Here is an 18,545-nt window from a genome sequence, read left to right on the forward strand (position 1 = left end):
AAATCACATTCATAGTAACGAATAGATACTAATCATGCCTAACGTCAATCAATGAACGAGGAGATGGTATAATATAGTCGTAATCTTTTAGTGAAAAGCCTATTTTCGTTTCACTCTAATTTACTAGCTTATAAAAAAAGATTCTAGTTACTTTACAGAAGAGGAGATACCCTTTGAACCGTTCCTACTATGCATTACTTATCAGTCAAACATCAACAAATCTCGGATTTGCATTGTATACCATGGTAGTTGTTTTACATCTCTATAATGAAACGGGCTCAACAACATTGTCAGCTGCAGTCACATTAGTAAGTGTCATCGCACGTATGGGAAGCGGAATTGTTTTGCCTGTAGTGTCTGATCGATGGAAGCTTACGTATTTGCTAATATTTGCACAAGTGACTCAATTGTTATTGCTTGCAGGACTATTTGTGCTGTTTCACAAGAAATTGACTGTGGCTATTTTAGTTATGATCTTTATTCTGTTATCCATTATTTCATTTTTTAATGGCTTTTTTTCACCAATTAAAAGCTCTTTAGTAAAAGTGATTGTCCCTGAAAATGCAAGAGTGAAAGCGAATAGTCTGATTTCAAGTGTGGATCAAACATTTTTGTTTGCAGGCTGGACTTTCGGAGGGGTCGTACTTGCTTTTTGGGGAAAGGAAACAACATTTGTTATTACCTTTGGGCTAGTTGTTATTTCTATTATGTGTCTATTTTTAGTGAAAGTACAATCATCATTACACATCAAATCACAAGAAGGATTCAGGACACGAATAACAAGCGGATGGAAGTACCTGTTTCAGCATAGCGGACTCAGGATCTTGATCATCATGGATTTAATGGAGGCTTGGGTTGGAACGATTTGGATAGGGGCTGTTACTTTAACTTTTGCACAAGAGGCACTTGGGAAAGGGGAGACATGGTGGGGGTATATTAATGGAGGTTATTATTTAGGCACTATTCTAGGAGGTTTGCTTGTTTTCCGATTTTCAAAATGGATGCAAGGTCGATTAACTATTTTTATGCTTGCAGGCTCATTCCTTTTTGGATTGCTTACGTTAATGTATGGATTCGTGTCCCAGCCCTATCTTGCTTTAGTTCTTGTTCTTTTAATGGGTCCATCCTATCAATTGAGAGACTTAGCTCAGGAAACAATGTTTCAAAATAGTACAGATGATCATACGTTGACTAAGATACTTGCTGCCAGGTCTACACTAGTTCAATTTATTTTTATCTTTTCAATAATTGGGATTGGGACTTTAACAGACCTGATCGGAGTCCGAATGATTTACATAATGTCAGGAGGTTTATTGCTACTTTCAGCCCTTTACGGATTTGTTCATCTCCATATTTATGAAAAAGGAAAGTCCTTAGAAATGGATAGAGTAAATGCTTCTTAAAGTCCTTTTATGTGATAATAGTCAGATGCTTACAATTTTTTTGTGCTAACTGGGGAATATTAGTTTTCATTGATGAAGAAGAACTTGACATAAAACTAAATGGTGTTATATTATCGAAATGTAACCAAAAGGTGTTATATCATCTACTACGAGGAGCGTTATTATGACAAATCAAAACAAAGTAAAAGATATCGAACAAAAGGTGATTATTGAAGCACCTATTCAAAAAGTGTGGGAGAAAGTTGCAAATGCGGAAGGAATTGCTTCATGGTTCATGCAAAATGATTTTCAGCCAGAAGTAGGTCATGAATTTCATGTTCAGTCACCTTTTGGGCCCTCTCCATGCAAAGTATTAGAACTTGATGAACCACATCGACTTACTTTTTCATGGGACACAGATGGATGGATTGTGTCATTTATTTTGAAAGATCTAGGTAATCAAACAGAGTTTACTCTTATCCACGGCGGCTGGAAAGAAGATGATGTAGTCGTGCCAAAAGCGGGTGAACAAGCATCAGTTATTCGTGAGCGCATGAATCAAGGCTGGTCAGGAATTGTGCTGAAGCTTCAAAAGGTTGTTGAGAACTAAGTGTCTCAAGCAGCACAGAAGCATGATGTCTTTCAAGCGATAGCAGATCCCACTCGCAGAGAGGTCCTGCGATTACTTTCTAAAAAAGAACTGCCTATTTCAAAAATCACTGCACATTTTCCAATGAGCCGTACAGCCATCGCAAAACATCTTCATGTATTGACGGAAGCAAAACTAGTGAGTGGACGTAAGGAAGGCAGAGAGAAAATCTATCAGCTGCACTCTGAACCTTTGGAAGAAGTAAAGCAATGGCTTTCATACTACGAAAGGTTTTGGAGCAACAAACTATCCATTCTTAAATATATTGTTGAAAATGATGATGGACCAAATGATAAATAGTAAGAGTGTTTTATCCATAATAAATAATCATAAGAAGGTTGGCCGACATGATGAATGTCGGTCTCTTTTTTTATAAATTTATACAAATATTTCCTCTAAAAGTAAAGGGTTTATAGGGGAGTAAAAGTGATTTCAGTATATATTTTGAATGCAGGAAAATACTATCAAAAAAATGGGTAAGGAGAGTTTATTTTGCAAAAAAATATTAAGCCGATTAAATTAAGTGCTAATAAAACAAGCTCCAATGAACAGCTAAGTTCTGCAGAAATGGGCAAACTTTGGGCAACCTATATGGGGAACAGTATGTCAAAATGTATTTTAAGCTATTATCTTCAACATGTTGAGGATGAAGATATTAAAAATTTATTACAAAACGCCTTACAATTGTGCGAGGAATTTATGCAAACAACGAAGGAAATATTTGAAAAGGATGGCTTTCCTGTTCCAGAAGGGTTTGGTGAAGAGGATGTCAATCTTGGTGCCCCGAGATTATTTCAGGATGAATTCTATGTTCATTACTTGAAATATACTGCAAAAGCAGGTTTGAGTATATACAACGTGGCAATCCCACTTGTTTTTAGAAAGGATGTAAAAGAGTTTTTTATTCATTGTATGCACTCTACCATTTCTTTGATGGAACAAATAAAGGAAATATTAATAAATAAAGGGTATATTATTAAACCACCGATGATTCCTATACCTGAAAAGGTTGAATTTGTTCAAAAGGATTTTTTAAATGGTTTTTTTGGCGATGTGCGACCACTACACGCATTAGAAATTGCCCATTTTTACGATAATATTGAAAACAATGTAGCGAGTAAGACACTTATCATGGCATTTGCGCAAGTCGCAAAGGATGAGAAAATCCGGGAACTGTTTGAAAAGGGCAGAGATGGTACAACGAAAAATCTTGAACGCTACATGAAAATGCTGACAAACGAAAACTTACCTACTCCAACATTCCTTGACCATTTAGTAACAGGAACTACCTTCTCTCCATTTTCAGATAAACTAATGCTCTTTCATAAAATGGACATGTTTACAATGAAAATCAGAGCATTTGGCAATTCGCTGGCGGTAAATGGAAGGCGTGATATAGCACTACTTTACACAAATTCGTTAATGAAAGTCGCCGTTTTTGTCGAGAGTGCAACAAAAATTATGATTGAAAAGGGCTGGATGGAACAACCACCTAAAGCGTTGGATAGAAAAAACTTAACTTCAAAATAATAAGAATAAAATGAGGGCTATAAATGAAAGGGAAACAATTCGATAAACTATTTTTAATAATAGTCTTTATTAGTAATATTACTGTGCTTATTCCAGTTATTATGAGAAAACCACCGATAAAGGATTGGATAATTGTCTATTTCTTTAATGCAGCGACAAATTTTATTGCAGATAGTTTCTTATCCGCTCACAAAATCGTTAGATATCCGGTTCGTTTTTTGCCAAAAGTATTTAAAACACATATATTATTTGATTTTTTTATTTATCCAACTTTTTCGATCATATATAATCAAATGACGATAAAGGATAAACCGTTTGCTATTTTTTATAAGTTGGTCTTATTTACGTTCCCTATGTTTATAATCGAATTTTGGGCTGAACGACGAACGAATTTAATTGAATGGGGAAGAGGCTGGCGATGGTATCATACAGTTATTAGTGTTATTGTTAAATCATTAATGACAAGATCATTTATTGGATTAATACGAAGAATAAATTCAACATAGAAATAAAGGGGGAGGGTTTTTGAATCTCAAAATAAATCAGAAAATGATTACTGAAATGTGCGGAATCGTCTCCTATAAAAGAGGTGACGCTTTTTATCGTGCAAATAAGGTGACATTTATTCATTCTGGACCAAAAGGCTGTGAAGCAATTGTTGCAGCGGCTGAGGATTTTTATGTCACAATTAAAAAGGAAGAGAATGGAGCATTTCGCACAGAATGCAGCTGTCCAAAATTAGCTTCATACGATCGAAAATGTCAGCATGTCGCGGCTGTCTTACTTGCAATTTATGACCGTCAGCGTCAAGAAGCGCCTCCTTCTTTTCAAGAACTAAGTAACCAAGGGGAAAGTAACACACCTCAGGGACTCACCGAAGAAATAATCTCTCTTTTTAATGGCAAGCCCATTCGCTCAAGTGGCCATCAGCTGCATTTTGAAAATAGACAAGTTCTTGAAGCTACAATTTTCTGTACACCTATTACCATTGATAAGAACCAAATCATAATGGGAATCGAAATAGGTATAGGTTCAAATAAGGTGGAAAAAATCCGTGAATTTTTAGCGAATATTAAACATGGAAGAATAAGCCTTCTTTCAAAAACATTAACCCACAATCCAGAAATTCATTGTTTTCAAAGAGAGACAGCTGCAGTAATTGGGCAGCTTATTGAAGTTGTTAATGATGAAGACATGTATAGGAAAAGTCTATCCAATAAAATAAATGTTAAAGTAAGTGATGCTCAACTGCTTATTCCTCCAACATCATGGGAGAAGCTGCTGCAGCTCCTCGTACTTGCACCTTCAGTAAAGCTAACATATGGCGGAAATATGTATGAAGGCCTGCAATTATCAGATAAAACGCTGCCATTGCATTTTCTTTTTGAAGGAACAGTGGAAAAAGGCTATGTGTTAAAGATCGAGGGCTTGGATCAAATGATTATCCTTTATTCTTATCGTTCTGTAATATTTAGAGGGAAAATTACGGAGCTGAGAAGTGACGAATGCAATCGCCTGTATGAGCTAAAACAAATGCTTGATGCGTCAGGAACGAACCAAGTTATGATTCATCGAGATCAGATTGACTTTTTCATTGAAAAAGTGGTCCCAGGTTTGAAACGATTAGGTAAGGTCCAAATAAATGAATCAATTACAAAGCAATATTTGAAAACGCCGTTAATTGCAAAGCTTTATTTGGATCGAGTGAAGAATCGGCTGCTTGCTGGATTAGAATTTCACTATGAACATATAATCATCAATCCGCTGGATGAAAATGAAGTTAAAACGGCTTCTCTGCTTATAAGAGATGATGCAAAAGAAGAGGTTATTTTAAAATTAATGGAGGGTAGTTCATTTGCGAAAACAGAAGGTGGATATTTTTTACATAATGAAGAACTAGAATATGAATTTTTAACGCATAAGATTCCTAAATTACAAAAGCTTCTTCAAATTTATGCAACAACTGCAGTGAGAAATCGAATTTTTAGAGAGAATGCTGCTCCACGTATAAGTGTCAAAATGAAAAAAGAACGGACGAACTGGCTTGAATTCAAATTTGAAATGGATGGTGTTTCTGAAAAGGAAATACGAGAGCTCCTATCGGCTTTAGAAGAGAAGCGAAAATATTACCGTTTACGAAGTGGTTCCCTCCTTTCTTTAGAGACGTGGGAATTTCAAGAGATACAGCGTTTTCTAACTGCACTGCCTGTACAAAATGAAGATCTTGAAAGTGGTTTGAACGTCCCTATTGTGAGAGGTATACAACTCCTTGATACGTTAGAAAATAGCAAACTATTAACAATCGAGGACTCATTCAAAAATTTTCTTGAAACACTGCAAAATCCGGATAAACTAGCTTTCACTGTACCAGAAGGGTTACAATCCAAGCTGCGGGATTATCAGCAGGCTGGTTTTAACTGGATGAAATTACTCGCTGCATATGGATTTGGAGGCATTCTTGCAGATGATATGGGGCTTGGGAAAACATTACAGAGCATTGCCTATATTGTGTCTGAGCTTCCAATCATTCGTAAAAATAAACAACCGGCTCTTATTGTTTGTCCATCATCTTTAACATATAACTGGCTGAATGAAATGATGAAATTTGCACCTGAGCTACAAGCTGTAGTCATTGATGGAACAAAAACAGAAAGAGTTCATTTACAAAAAGATGTTTTGGAATTGGATGTTGTGATAACTTCCTATCCACTTGTTCGGAGAGACATCAAATGGCTGGAGAAACAATTCTTTCATACCGTATTTTTTGATGAGGCTCAAGCATTTAAAAATCCGATTACCCAAACAGCTCGGGCTGTGAAACGGATTCAGGCAAATCATCGTTTCGCTTTAACAGGTACACCAATAGAGAATTCAATAGAGGAATTGTGGTCGATTTTTCATGTTGTTTTTCCTGAACTTTTTCGAGGTTTAAAGGAATACAGTCATCTTTCGAGAAAAACAATAGCAAGAAGGGTCCGTCCATTTTTGCTTCGCAGAATGAAGGAGGATGTACTTTCAGAGCTCCCTGAAAAAATTGAGTACACAGAATCGGCCGAGCTTCTTCCTGAACAAAAGAAGCTATATGCCGCTTATTTAGCCAAATTAAAACATGATACACTTAAGCATTTAGACAAAGATACGCTACGGAAAAATAAAATCAAAATTCTGGCGGGTTTAACTAGGTTAAGACAGATTTGCTGTCACCCTGCATTATTTGTAGACGGTTATAAGGATGATTCGGCGAAGTTAATTCAGCTTTTGCAAATTATTGAAGAATCAAAGCTTTCGGGTAGAAGGGTGTTAATCTTTTCCCAATTTACGAAGATGCTTGCCATCATAGGAAGAGAACTAGCCATAAGGGACCTGCCGTTTTTTTATCTTGATGGGCAAACACCTTCAGATGAAAGAGTGGAAATCTGTGATCGCTTTAATGAAGGGGAGCGCGACTTCTTCTTGATCTCTCTGAAGGCTGGCGGTACAGGACTTAATTTGACAGGTGCAGATACCGTTATTTTATATGATATTTGGTGGAATCCTGCAGTGGAGGAGCAAGCTGCTGATCGTGCTCACCGAATTGGCCAGACAAATTCTGTTCAAGTGATTAAGCTTATTTCTCGAGGAACCATTGAAGAGAAAATGAATGAGCTGCAGGATAAAAAGAAAGATTTAATAGATGAGATCATTGAATCTGATAAGAACACTTCAGCTCTATCTGAAGAGGATATTCGAGAGATACTGAATATATAATAATTTAGTATCCATACTACTTTAAGGGTGATTATATGTATAAACTATTGACTCACAACGATTTAGATGGGGTTGGCTGTGGAATTTTGGCTAAGCTGGCATTTGGCGATCACATAAAGGTTCGTTATAATTCTATTTCTGCACTCAATCGTGAAGTAGAATGGTTTTTGGAAAATGACGAGAAAGAAACCTTTTTATTGATTACAGATCTGTCTGTTAATGAAGCAAATGAGGAAAGGCTGGAGCTATTTTACCAAAATAAAGGAAAAGTTCAGTTGATCGATCATCATAAAACATCGCTCTCCTTAAATGATTATGAATGGGGACATGTCGTTGTTGAAGATGAAGAGGGGAAATTAACTTCAGCAACATCATTATTATACAATTACTTAATAGAACATCAACTGTTGCGTTCAACTGCTGCCATAACTGAATTTGTGGAACTTGTCAGACAATATGATACTTGGGAATGGGAGAAGAACAATAATCAGCAGGCAAGACGGCTGAATGCTCTCTTTTATCTTATTTCAATTGAGGAATTTGAGGAAAAGATGATTCAGAGATTACTGGATAGTGATTCCTTCTTTTTTGATGACTTTGAGAGAAAATTGCTCGATATGGAAGACAACAAGATTGAACGCTACATAAAAAGGAAAAGAAGAGAACTTGTTCAATGCCAAGTCGGTGATCATTTTGCTGGGATTGTGTATGCTGAGTCCTATCATTCTGAACTTGGAAATGAATTAGGAAAAGAATATCCTCATCTTGACTATATAGCCATTGTTAATATTGGTGGCAAGAGGTTAGGCTTTCGTACCATTCATGATCATATTGATGTGTCTGAAGTGGCTGGCCAGTATGGTGGCGGTGGACATGCAAAAGCATCGGGCTGTTCATTGACGGAAGTTGCCTATAAACAATTTGTAACAGAGACTTTTCATATTGAGCCATTGCGTGAAGATGCGAGGCATAACCGCTATAATCTAAAAAGTTCTTCATTTGGTACATTGTATCAAGATCGAGCGGAAACCCTTTTTCTTCTGTATCCACTAAGTGAACAAGAATGGGCAATTGATAAAAACCAGGTAAAGCTTGCGGATACTTTTGAAAGCTTTGAAGAAGGCGAAAGCTATTTAAAAAGACAATTTGCAGCATGGCTAGTGAAAGACGAAGCTTTCGTAAAGTATTTAATGAATGAAGTGAAAAAGAACTAATTTTCCTTTATTACGTGTTCAAGAAAATAACATGACAAAATACTTAAAGCTTAGCACCTAGAATAAAAATAGCAGGAGAAATTCTTTTTTTAATTCTCCTGCTATTTTTTATGTCATTAAATGGGTAATTATAGGGTATTTGGTATAAGGGTAGGAAATAAGAAACCTTCTAAGCACAGTTTCATTTTTTATTGGATTATTTTTCAGATTATTGTCATAATAGGATGAAAATAACTATTAAGTCCTTTGGAGGGTGGTATTTGGATGACAAATTTATATTTTGTTAGGCATGCACATTCTACCTATACACCTGATGAACGTAAAAGACCGTTGTCAGCAAAAGGCATACTAGATGCTGAAGAAGTGACCAACCTATTAAGAACTGAAAATATAGATCATGTTGTATCAAGCCCATATAGAAGAGCTATACAAACTGTTGAAGGTATTGCAAAATTTATTGAAAAAGAAATAATCATTGAGGAGGGATTTAGAGAGCGGATTCTATCAGAAAGGCCAGTTGAAGACTTTGATCAAGCTATTAAAAAAGTGTGGAGTGATCCTGAGTTTTCTTGGAAAAGTGGTGAGTCTAATAAAACTGCGCAAGCAAGAGGCGTTCTTGCTACCTTGGAAATATTAGATTATTTTGAAGGAAAAAATATTGTCATTGGAACACATGGAAATATCATGGTTTTAATCATGAACTTTTTTGATGAAACGTATAATTTGGACTTTTGGAAAAGTCTCCAAATGCCAGATATTTATAAATTAGAATTCGATAAAGCAGCGCTTAAAAATGTTCAAAGAATTACTACTATTGGTTCTAGTGAAAGCGAGAATATGTTAAATGGCAGCTAATGAAATTACTAAAAGCATACTTTTTCAGTATTCAGGACGTACTAATAAAAATCGTCCATTCTTAGTGGCAATAGATGGATTAAGTGGTGCTGGCAAAACGACGCTTATTAAGAGAATAGAAAGTGAGATTAGAAGTAATGAATATAAGGTTATGATTATTCATATTGATGATCATATCGTTAAAAGAAATAAGAGATATGATACTGGTCATGAAGAATGGTATGAATATTATTATTTGCAGTGGGATGTGGATATGCTAGTGAGTCATTTATTTAAGACATTGCATAATAATAGTCTTGAGCTTGTATTGCCATATTATAATCATTCAACAGATTCATTTACAACAAAACAAACACCTATTCTTTCTGACGCCATTGTCCTTATTGAAGGAATTTTTCTTCAAAGAAAGGAATGGCAAAGCTTTTATGACTACATCATTTTTCTAGACTGTCCGCGTGAAATAAGATACAAGAGAGTGCTTGAGCGAGATTCATATATTGGGGATTACCAAGCTAGGCTTGATAAGTATAAAAGAAGGTATTGGCCAGGAGAAGATCATTATATGAAAGAAGAAAAGCCAATTGAAAATGCTGATGTAGTAATAGATATTTGATTAATTGATAAGGAAGGTGGAAGCACTGGAATATTCACCTATTCATTTTACTGAAAGAATGGTTAGAATGATGAGAAATGCGGAAAAAGAAGCAGATCATGTCTTAATGCCCGTACATTTGCTTATAGCTTGTCTTCAGGAGAAAATGGGTGCACTCGGGGAGATTTCCATGAAATGTGAAATAGAGATATCTTCATTAAGAGAAATGGCTACAAATGAGAAAGCTAATTTGGATGTTATTTCTGTGAAAGATGCTCGATTTAATATTCCTGTATCTAAGGAGGTCGTATTTGTTTTTCAAGAAGCAGTGAATTATATGAAACACTATAATCAAGTTTTTTTGAATGAAGGGCATTTGCTCAAGGCATTGTTAAGAACAAAAGTAATTGACTCGTATTTATCTGATGGAGACAAGAAAATCATTTTGAATCTTGGAACGACTTCTAGGGATATGATTACCCATCTTAGCCAATATCACTTTCCTCAAATAGATTTAAACATTGTTCGTAAGGTTACAATTAGCGATTATTCTAGGCTCATACAATTTGTTGAAACAAACTTTTCTTCTGAATGGTCACAAACCATAAAGGATGGATTTTTAAAAAGTGACCCTTCCATATATATTGCTGTTGCTGGAGAGGAAATAATAGGATTTGCAGCCTTTGATGTGTATAAAGGGAGAAAATGCTATTTTGGACCAATGGGCGTATCCAAATCAAATCGGATAAAAGGAGTGGGAACCATACTCCTGCATCATTGTTTAAAAGAGATGAAAGAGATCGGATATGAGTATGCCATTATCGGGGGAGCAGGTCCGATTGAGTTCTATGAAAAAGCTTGCCATGCAGTTGTTATCCCATATCATTTACCCTAAGATGGACTGTATTCAACAAATACTAATATGGCAGATATCGATAAAAATATTTTTTGAATCGGTAAATTTTTGCTGGAGACATATCCGGAAAAATATTAGGCAACTAGCAGCTCTCCCTTTAATTCAACTTACTTCGATATAATAGACTTTAAGATAGTGATTATTTATGGTATAATTTGATAGTTCAGACATTTGATTCCTTTATTAACTGTCTGAACGAATGTTTGTTAAAGGAGGCGTTCATTTATGTTGATTAAAGAACTTGTTTTTATTGAAAAGGGGAATATGCCTAGTTAACAAACTTTGCGTTTCCCCAACATTTGAGAGGGGAAATAAAATGAAAACAGACAATATTAAACTAATCGAATTAAATTCGGATAATTGGTATGAATGCTGCCTATTAGAGGTTGCGGAAAATCAGAAGGCATTTCTTGAATCGAATGCCATATCCATTGCACAATCTAAATTTGAACCAACATTAAAACCATATGCGATTTATCTAGAAGATCAAGTAGTAGGCTTTCTCATGTATAATAGTGTAGTAGAAGAGCTTGATGGCTATTGGATATATAGAATTATGATCGATGAAAAATTCCAAGGCAAGGGAATTGGAAAAAAAGCAACGGAGCTAATGGTTGCAGAGATAGCAAAAATGCCAAATGCACAGAAAATAATTGTCGGTTATCATCCGGATAATTTAGGCGCACACCATTTGTACGCAAGCTTAGGATTTGTAGATAATGGTGATCGTTTTGGGAAAGAAATGGCTGTTGTAAAGTATATAAAATAAACGTGTATTTGGAGGGTGAAGCCATCGTGCTTCACCCTTTAAAATTATAAACTGGACTTTTTCATTAATTAAAAGAATTCTTAAGCTGCACCAATAAATTGTCTAATACATACGTATAAATGAGTTGAGTTTTTTGAGGAGGGGAAATTTTCAAATGTATGAAAATTTTTATCATGGCCAGCCAACACAAATGTATAGACAGAGATTGACAAAGCAGCAGGCGCAAGAAATTGCACTTAATCGTGTACCTGGAAAAGTTCTGCATGTAGATTTAGATTTAGAAAATGGGGTTTTGGTTTACGAGGTTTATATTTTAACAGCAAATAACAGAATATATGAAGTAGAAATCCTTGCGAAATCCGGTAAAATTCTAAAAATTGAAGAAGAAAGTGATTTTGATTAGTCCGAATTATTATTGATTTATCTAATTGTGCTAATAAAAAAAGTTAGTGAGTTTGGGAACATCCAAGCTCTTTTTTCATGCGACTGGATAATTACAAATAAGTTAGAACCGAAATGATGAATTGCTGACCTTCTTTAAGGTGCAGCTTTTTTTATTTTGGCTAGAAATAAATTTATTTGATAAACAATGAAATTATTTTACATCCTAACTCGTTCTAATAGATGTAAGATGAAAACAAGTCATGCGCATGATTGTTTTTTAATTAGGAGGTCAAAATGGAAGAGGAACTTCAATGGGTGCAGGATGTGCTTGCAGGGAACAAGCAAGCCTATGCAAACATTATTAATAAATATAAAAACCAGCTTTATGCAACTATTTTACGAATGACAAAAAATCCACAGGATGCACAAGATTTAGTGCAAGAGGCATTTATTAAAGTTTACAACCAATTGGGCAAATTTGATCGTAACGGATCATTTTCTAGTTGGATGTATCGGGTAGCGATTAATCATTGTATGGATGAGTTCCGGAAAAAGCGCTATCAAATGAAGCAGGTGGAAGTCAACGAAGAAAAAGTTATTAATCCGAATCATCCAGAAGTTATTTTCCTTAAAAAAGAAAAAAGCAGACAGCTTGAACGGCTAATTGCCACTTTACCAGAAGATGAGCGAATGATTATTCTCTTGCGATATGTGAATGAATTAAGCTATGACGAGATAAGTGAATTAATTGAAATCCCTCTCTCTCAAGTACGCAATAAGCTTCATCGGGCTAAGAAGAAAATGAGAGATACGGTAAAACGTGAAGGAGGATATTTTCATGAAATGTTATGCGGCAGATAAACTCTCTCAGTATGTCGACAACCTTCTTGTAGAAGAGGAGCATGTTGAGATACACAATCATGTAAAGAATTGTAAGGAATGCTTACGAGTAATAAATGCTTTTAAAGAAGAAGAGCGTTTCATTAAAGAAACACTGCAAACGCCACCGTTACCAGATCATTTTACTGAAATTGTCCTAGATCAGCTCGAACCATATGGTCAAAAGGTAGTGAATATTAAAAAGAAATCATGGAAGAAAATTATGTACCCGGCAGCAGCAGTTGTGTTAACACTAGGTCTTTGTACAGCATTAAGTCCGAGCTTTGCCGAATGGATAGGTGGGTTCTTCACTACAGATCAAGTGGATGACGGTTTACGAATGGCAGCTGATGCAGGTCTTGCCGAACGAGTCAATCTCGAGGTAAAGGATAATGGAATTACTTTTAAAGTCGAAGATGTGGTTGCTGATACCTCAAGGATAGCCTTGTCATTTCAAGTGTTAAATGAAAAAGGTGAGCCACAGGATACTTATCTGGATCTCCCAGAATCGCGAAATAAGATTACAGCAATTGATCAAGACGGAAAAATGCTTAATCATTTAGGGAGCGGTTGGACTGAGGGCAGTGACTACGGGTTAGTTGAACTATCTTTACGGGAACAAGCTGCACTTGATAAAGTGACAATACGATTTGATTTAGTCGAATTAAACGGGATTAAAGGCAATTGGAAATTAGAAGTTCCTGTTGATTTGAAAGAAAGCAAAAAATATACAACTACTCTTTCTTTAAATGAAGCAAAAATAAGTACGGAAGGAGTGGCCCTTCAAATGAAGGAAGTTAGATTTGCTCCTTCCTCTAATGAATTGATATATGAAACTGCATTTACTAAAGAAGAGAAAGCACGTGTAGAAGATGAAATGGGTAGGCTCAAAAAGAAATTTGGAGAGGAAATCCTTTATTCCTTTACTAATTACGGCACAGCTACTCAATATCATATTGAAAATGAGCAAGGAGAGGCTGTTTATTATCATAATACCTTTTTGGAAGGAAAAGGTCATCCAAGTGATTTCGGAATGATTCAAGGTTCTGGACAAGATATGCAACAAATGGGTCATGTACTGTGGAATGAATCATTTATTCCGCAGAAAAATGATCAAAAACTTACATTTGTTTTAGATGGAGTAGCAAAGACTGTCCCTTCTGATTTATCAATAAAAATCAAGCCAAAGGAATTAAAAAAGAAGCCTGTCACATTTGAGTATGAAGGTAACTTTATGACCATTAAAGAAGCGGATACAAAGAATAAATTTTCTCTCCGTAAATCGCTCATTCCAATTGAGAAGGAAACAACATTTAATATTGAAATGGAGGGCGGTAAAGAATTACCAGCATCCGATCTGGGAGCATGGGCAATTGTTGATGATAAAGGGAATGCTTTCCAGGCCTTCCATAGTGGTTCTATTCTTAATGAGAAAGATAAAGCCGGGCGTTATAAAACTACTATAGAGCTAGAAGTGTATGACATTGACAAAGTTCCAGAGGAGGTAACCTTACACTTACTTTCTGTTACTCGTTATTTCGAGGTCAAAGAGAAATTGAATATTCCATTATATTAAATAGGTAGAGGTTTTTAGGAACGAAATCAATTATGGTTTCGTTCTTGTTTTATTATAAAAAGAATCATAGTTGAGTTCATAAGTAATCAGCTATAGAATAAGAATTATAGTCCATTGGAAAAAATATATAGGATGTGGAAATATTGGAAAGTGAAGTGTTGAAAATATTTGATCATAATTATAATCAAATAGGTGTTGCTCCAAGAGAAGAAGTTCATCGGCTTGGATATTGGCATGTATAAAATCAATCCAAAAAATTAAAGCAGATTAGGGTGATGTAATGTTAGTATCATATTTATTAGTATTTTTATTAGCAGCTATTCCATTATTTGAACTAGTTACAGTTATTCCGTTAGCAATCATTGGCGGATTATCGCCAGTTCCAGTAGCCATCCTCGGATTCTTAGGAAACCTATTAACCATTTTACTTTTAATCGTTTTTGTTGATAAAATTAAAATCCTTTTAAAAACAAGAAAGTTAAAACGAAATGTGGTCAATGAAGTAGAGGGTGTGGGAGGTCAGTATACAGAAGGAACAGAAACAGAACAAGATTCCAAGAAGCAAAAAAGAGCAAGAGCACTTTTTGATAAATACGGACTGCCCGGCTTAACAATTTTTGGGCCTCTTTTAGTAGGATCACATATTTCAGCATTCATGGGAATGAGCTTTGGATCAAGAAGAGGCTTAGTGACAGGCTGGATGATTGCTAGTTTAGTCATTTGGACGATTGTCTCAGCTGTATTAGCTAATTCTGGCGTTTCTTTTCTTGCCCCAGATTTGAAGGAAAATGGGTTTCTTTTACGTATTTTTAAGTAAGGAGGGCTGATAATTAGCAGTTAGTTAAGAAAAATAAGATCGTTAATGAAGGACAAAGCTTGAAGGAAAAACGTGAGGAGAATCGTTCATCGAGTGTATGAAGGACGAAATATGATTAGGAAACATAAGAAATGTCGTTCATTCAAAATCTCAACCTGACATAAAAAAATACTAGATTTCTCCAAATAATAGCCTAAAATGAATAATGGGAGGTTTTATTCATGCAAGAAATTAGCAATCTCGCATTATTCATTATTCTATTATTTGTCTTTGTTCCAATTATTATCTCGATGAACCAAAAGCTAGGGATGGGAAAGGATATTCTCTATTCTTCGATTAGAGGATTTATTCAATTATTATTATTAGGATTTTTTATTTCATTTTTATTTTCCCTAGAAAATGTTCTAGTTGTATTCGGCTATATTTTTCTAATGGTGATTATTGCTTCATTAAATGCATCGAAAAGGGGAATGGACAGGAAGAAGTCCTTTTTTATTTTACTTGCTGGAATTGCATTATCGGTCCTTCTCTGTATCTGTATTTGGCTAGTATTTGATATTATCCCGCTTGAAGCACAGTATCTAATTCCGGTAGGCGGGATGTTTATAGGAAATGCGATGATTGCAGGTGCGGTTGTTTTAGAAGCAATGAAAAACAATCCCGAAATGGAAGAGGAATTTTTGAAAAAGAAAGCAATTAAAATCGCTATGATACCAACAGTTGATATGTTAAAAACAGTCGGTCTTATTCAAATACCTGGAACAATGACAGGTATGATTCTTGCAGGAGCAGATCCTTTCGCTTCAGTAAAATATCAGATTTTCATTATTTTTACCTTATTAGTTGTATCCTCTTTGGCTGCCATTATCGTTTGTTTGCTAAATTATAAATATATTATCAAGGAATTTTCTTTCCAAAAGGATACAAGTATGATAGTTTAAGAGGATGATAACAAAATGCAGCAAATTCAAACCCTGCAAAAAGTTATTGATTACATAGAGGAGCGGATTAAAGAAGAGATCGATCCGAAGGAATTAGCCAATATAGCTGGATATTCTCCATATCATTTTTACCGGCTATTTAATAAGCATATTGGCTATCCCATTATGGACTATGTCTTAAGAAGAAAACTGCAATATGCAATATTTGAGCTAACAACCGATAAGAAAATAATCGAAATTGCTTTGGATTATGGCTTTCAGACACATGCAGGTTTCACAAAAGCCTTTAAGAGATGCTTCGGCTGTTCTCCGAGTCTATATAAACTTCATTGTCCTATCTCACACCCACTCAAACCTGATTTAATGAAATTGCAGCAAAAGGAGGTAGGAGGGATGATCCTACAGCCGAAGATGATTTCAAAAGAAGCATTTTGGGTTGCAGGAAAAACGTTTGAAGTCCAGTTGGGGAATATTTCATACACAAGAGATGCACCAGCTTTCTGGGAAGATGGCGGGTTTAATGACGGTTCTATAGAGACTGCCCTTTATACATTACTCAATCCAAAGAAGCATGGGGAGTATTGCTTTAACATTAATCATGATATAGATGAAAAACATTTTATGTTTCTTTTTGCAGTAGAATATGATCAATTTACAGAGCTTCCACGAGAAATGGTTAAACAGGAGATACCTGCCGCCATATATGCAGTTTTTAGAACACCTTTGGTAGAAACAAATCAGTTTGTCTCTTCCATTAAAGGGACTTGGCGTTATATTCTTGAAGACTGGCTCCCACATTCAGGCTATGAAGTAGATGAAAACAGCTATGATTTTGAATATTATGATGAAAATTGCCATCATTGGGAGCATAAGAAAATTTATATGGAAATTCATCTTCCAGTTAAAAGAAGAGGAGGGTGAACATCTCACCCTCTAGAAATTTTTAAAGCTTTTCTTAATAAGTAAAGGACAGGTGATAAGAGAACCGCACTAATAAGAATCGCTGTTTTTATTGAAAATATCGAAGCTACTCCTCCAATAATTGGACCGCCGCTTATTTGCCCGATTGCATCTATTTGTCCTTTCATAGAAAAGAATGTTGCACGTACGGACGATTCCGGAATTATCGTATTTAACCATATTTCTTCTAAAGGCTGCATGATCTGTCTAACCATTTGAATGATCAAATAAAATCCGAGCAGGGCGATTATAGACGTGGAGTAAGAGAAGCCGATTAATGAACTAATTATCAGTAAGCTTCCAATAAATAGGGAGATATAAATTAAATGTAGATGCTTATGGATCGAACTGTTATTAATTATATTAAGAACAATAAAAGAGCCAACAACAACTAAAAATTGAATGCCTCCAGTTACTAGTACAATACTTCTCTCAGAGAAAAAGGAGAGTCTAGATGCTTCTAAGAAATGTGTTAACCATAAACGATCAAATCCCTCACTATAAAACCCAAAAAACAAAGCGATTAGAAAAAGTAATCGTATCAAGCGACTTGCTTTTGAATAAATAGCTATTTTGCTTAAATTCAATTTCATATTCTTCCAAGCGGATGATTGACTTTCCAGCTTCAATGGTATGAACTTTTCTTCTTTCATATGGATCATTAAATAAATAGCAAGCCCCAACATGCAAAGTCCGCCAAGTATAATGGGGAGATTCAGCATAAATATGCCTGTAATAATACTTAAAGGAATCGCAAGTACTGAACCAAGGTTGCCTGCTTTTGCTCCATTCATAAAAGCTCCAGCCGCACGCTCTTCTCCAACCTCATCACTCACCCATGCTTGTAATGAACCACTCGTAAATGTATAACCAATCCCCCATAATATTTGTGAAAGGATAACTGCTAAGAAAAATGGAAACAACCCTTCTACTAAAAAGCCTAATCCGATTAAACTATATCCAATAATAATAGAAAGTTTTCTGCTTTTTAAATCAGAAATAACTCCTGTCGGAATTTCGAAAATAAAAACAGATAGCTCCAGTACGGTCCCAACCAATACAAGTTCAAAGGGATTGAGTTTAACAATTTGCACATGATACAACAAATTTACAGTGAAAATATAAGTAAAGAATAGCTGAGATAAGAAGCAAGTATGGATATATACGTAATATGGATCTTTCTTTATTAAATGTTTCATCATAAATTCCTCCCTCTATAAATATTGATTTATCAACGGTTTGACCCGTTGGTGGGGTGTCAAAAAAATATTTTTCGACACGCTTCCTAACATTACTTTCATATTATGTGAATCTATTCCAACACATGGGTACGC

General features: G+C 35.3%; 18 protein-coding genes. 17 read left to right on the top strand and 1 reads right to left on the bottom strand.

The annotated features are described in order from the left end of the window. Positions 1–173 precede the first annotated feature (173 nt). The 17 genes from ACFYKT_RS14850 to ACFYKT_RS14930 all read left to right on the top strand — a co-directional run bounded on the left by ACFYKT_RS14850 (position 174) and on the right by ACFYKT_RS14930 (position 17,172). Complete coding sequence (locus ACFYKT_RS14850; protein ID WP_389221128.1) at positions 174–1,403, top strand: MFS transporter; 1,230 nt, start codon at positions 174–176, stop codon at positions 1,401–1,403. A 163-nt stretch (positions 1,404–1,566) separates the two neighbouring features. After that, positions 1,567–1,992, top strand: coding sequence for an SRPBCC family protein (locus ACFYKT_RS14855; protein ID WP_389221131.1), 426 nt, complete (start codon positions 1,567–1,569; stop codon positions 1,990–1,992). Continuing rightward, positions 1,993–2,331 carry an ArsR/SmtB family transcription factor gene (locus ACFYKT_RS14860; RefSeq protein WP_389221134.1) on the top strand — a complete coding sequence of 113 codons (339 nt, stop codon included), beginning with the start codon at positions 1,993–1,995 and terminating at the stop codon, positions 2,329–2,331. It abuts the gene before it with no gap. Positions 2,332–2,523: 192 nt separating this feature from the next. Beyond that, positions 2,524–3,561 (top strand): DUF3231 family protein, encoded by a 1,038-nt coding sequence (locus ACFYKT_RS14865; RefSeq protein WP_389221137.1) that lies wholly within the window; start codon positions 2,524–2,526, stop codon positions 3,559–3,561. Positions 3,562–3,584: 23 nt separating this feature from the next. After that, a complete protein-coding gene (locus ACFYKT_RS14870) occupies positions 3,585–4,067 on the top strand; it encodes a CBO0543 family protein (RefSeq protein WP_389221140.1) in 483 nt (160 codons plus the stop codon). 19 nt (positions 4,068–4,086) lie between these two features. Beyond that, positions 4,087–7,308, top strand: coding sequence for a DEAD/DEAH box helicase (locus ACFYKT_RS14875; RefSeq protein ID WP_389221142.1), 3,222 nt, complete (start codon positions 4,087–4,089; stop codon positions 7,306–7,308). Between the two features lie 35 nt (positions 7,309–7,343). Next, positions 7,344–8,522, top strand: a complete 1,179-nt coding sequence (locus ACFYKT_RS14880; RefSeq protein ID WP_389221145.1) for a DHH family phosphoesterase — start codon at positions 7,344–7,346, stop codon at positions 8,520–8,522. 264 nt (positions 8,523–8,786) lie between these two features. Then, entirely contained in the window at positions 8,787–9,377 is a 591-nt protein-coding gene (locus ACFYKT_RS14885; RefSeq protein ID WP_389221147.1) for a histidine phosphatase family protein, read from the top strand. Then, entirely contained in the window at positions 9,367–9,990 is a 624-nt protein-coding gene (locus tag ACFYKT_RS14890) for a kinase (protein ID WP_389221150.1), read from the top strand. The genes ACFYKT_RS14885 and ACFYKT_RS14890 overlap by 11 nt, the downstream gene beginning before the upstream one ends. 16 nt (positions 9,991–10,006) lie before the next feature. After that, a complete protein-coding gene (locus tag ACFYKT_RS14895) occupies positions 10,007–10,864 on the top strand; it encodes a GNAT family N-acetyltransferase (protein ID WP_389221153.1) in 858 nt (285 codons plus the stop codon). Positions 10,865–11,201: 337 nt separating this feature from the next. Then, positions 11,202–11,654, top strand: a complete 453-nt coding sequence (locus tag ACFYKT_RS14900; protein ID WP_389221155.1) for a GNAT family N-acetyltransferase — start codon at positions 11,202–11,204, stop codon at positions 11,652–11,654. Between the two features lie 154 nt (positions 11,655–11,808). Next, positions 11,809–12,057: a PepSY domain-containing protein gene (locus tag ACFYKT_RS14905; RefSeq protein WP_389221158.1), complete on the top strand. Its 249-nt coding sequence runs from the start codon at positions 11,809–11,811 to the stop codon at positions 12,055–12,057. Between the two features lie 275 nt (positions 12,058–12,332). Further along, positions 12,333–12,899 (top strand): RNA polymerase sigma factor, encoded by a 567-nt coding sequence (locus ACFYKT_RS14910; RefSeq protein WP_389221161.1) that lies wholly within the window; start codon positions 12,333–12,335, stop codon positions 12,897–12,899. After that, positions 12,877–14,493: a DUF4179 domain-containing protein gene (locus tag ACFYKT_RS14915; RefSeq protein WP_389221164.1), complete on the top strand. Its 1,617-nt coding sequence runs from the start codon at positions 12,877–12,879 to the stop codon at positions 14,491–14,493. Before ACFYKT_RS14910 ends, ACFYKT_RS14915 begins: the two co-directional genes overlap by 23 nt. A 280-nt stretch (positions 14,494–14,773) precedes the next feature. Then, entirely contained in the window at positions 14,774–15,310 is a 537-nt protein-coding gene (locus ACFYKT_RS14920; RefSeq protein ID WP_389221167.1) for a small multi-drug export protein, read from the top strand. Between the two features lie 221 nt (positions 15,311–15,531). Continuing rightward, positions 15,532–16,251, top strand: a complete 720-nt coding sequence (locus ACFYKT_RS14925; RefSeq protein WP_389221170.1) for an ABC transporter permease — start codon at positions 15,532–15,534, stop codon at positions 16,249–16,251. A gap of 15 nt (positions 16,252–16,266) precedes the next feature. Next, positions 16,267–17,172: an AraC family transcriptional regulator gene (locus ACFYKT_RS14930; RefSeq protein WP_389221173.1), complete on the top strand. Its 906-nt coding sequence runs from the start codon at positions 16,267–16,269 to the stop codon at positions 17,170–17,172. 5 nt (positions 17,173–17,177) lie between these two features. On the opposite strand, the gene ACFYKT_RS14935 is transcribed toward ACFYKT_RS14930, so the two are convergent. Further along, complete coding sequence (locus ACFYKT_RS14935) at positions 17,178–18,413, bottom strand: MFS transporter (RefSeq protein WP_389221176.1); 1,236 nt, start codon at positions 18,411–18,413, stop codon at positions 17,178–17,180. Positions 18,414–18,545 lie beyond the last annotated feature (132 nt).

The sequence above is a fragment of the Cytobacillus mangrovibacter genome (genome assembly GCF_042865275.1).
Classification (GTDB): Bacteria; Bacillota; Bacilli; order Bacillales; family Cytobacillaceae; genus Cytobacillus; species Cytobacillus mangrovibacter.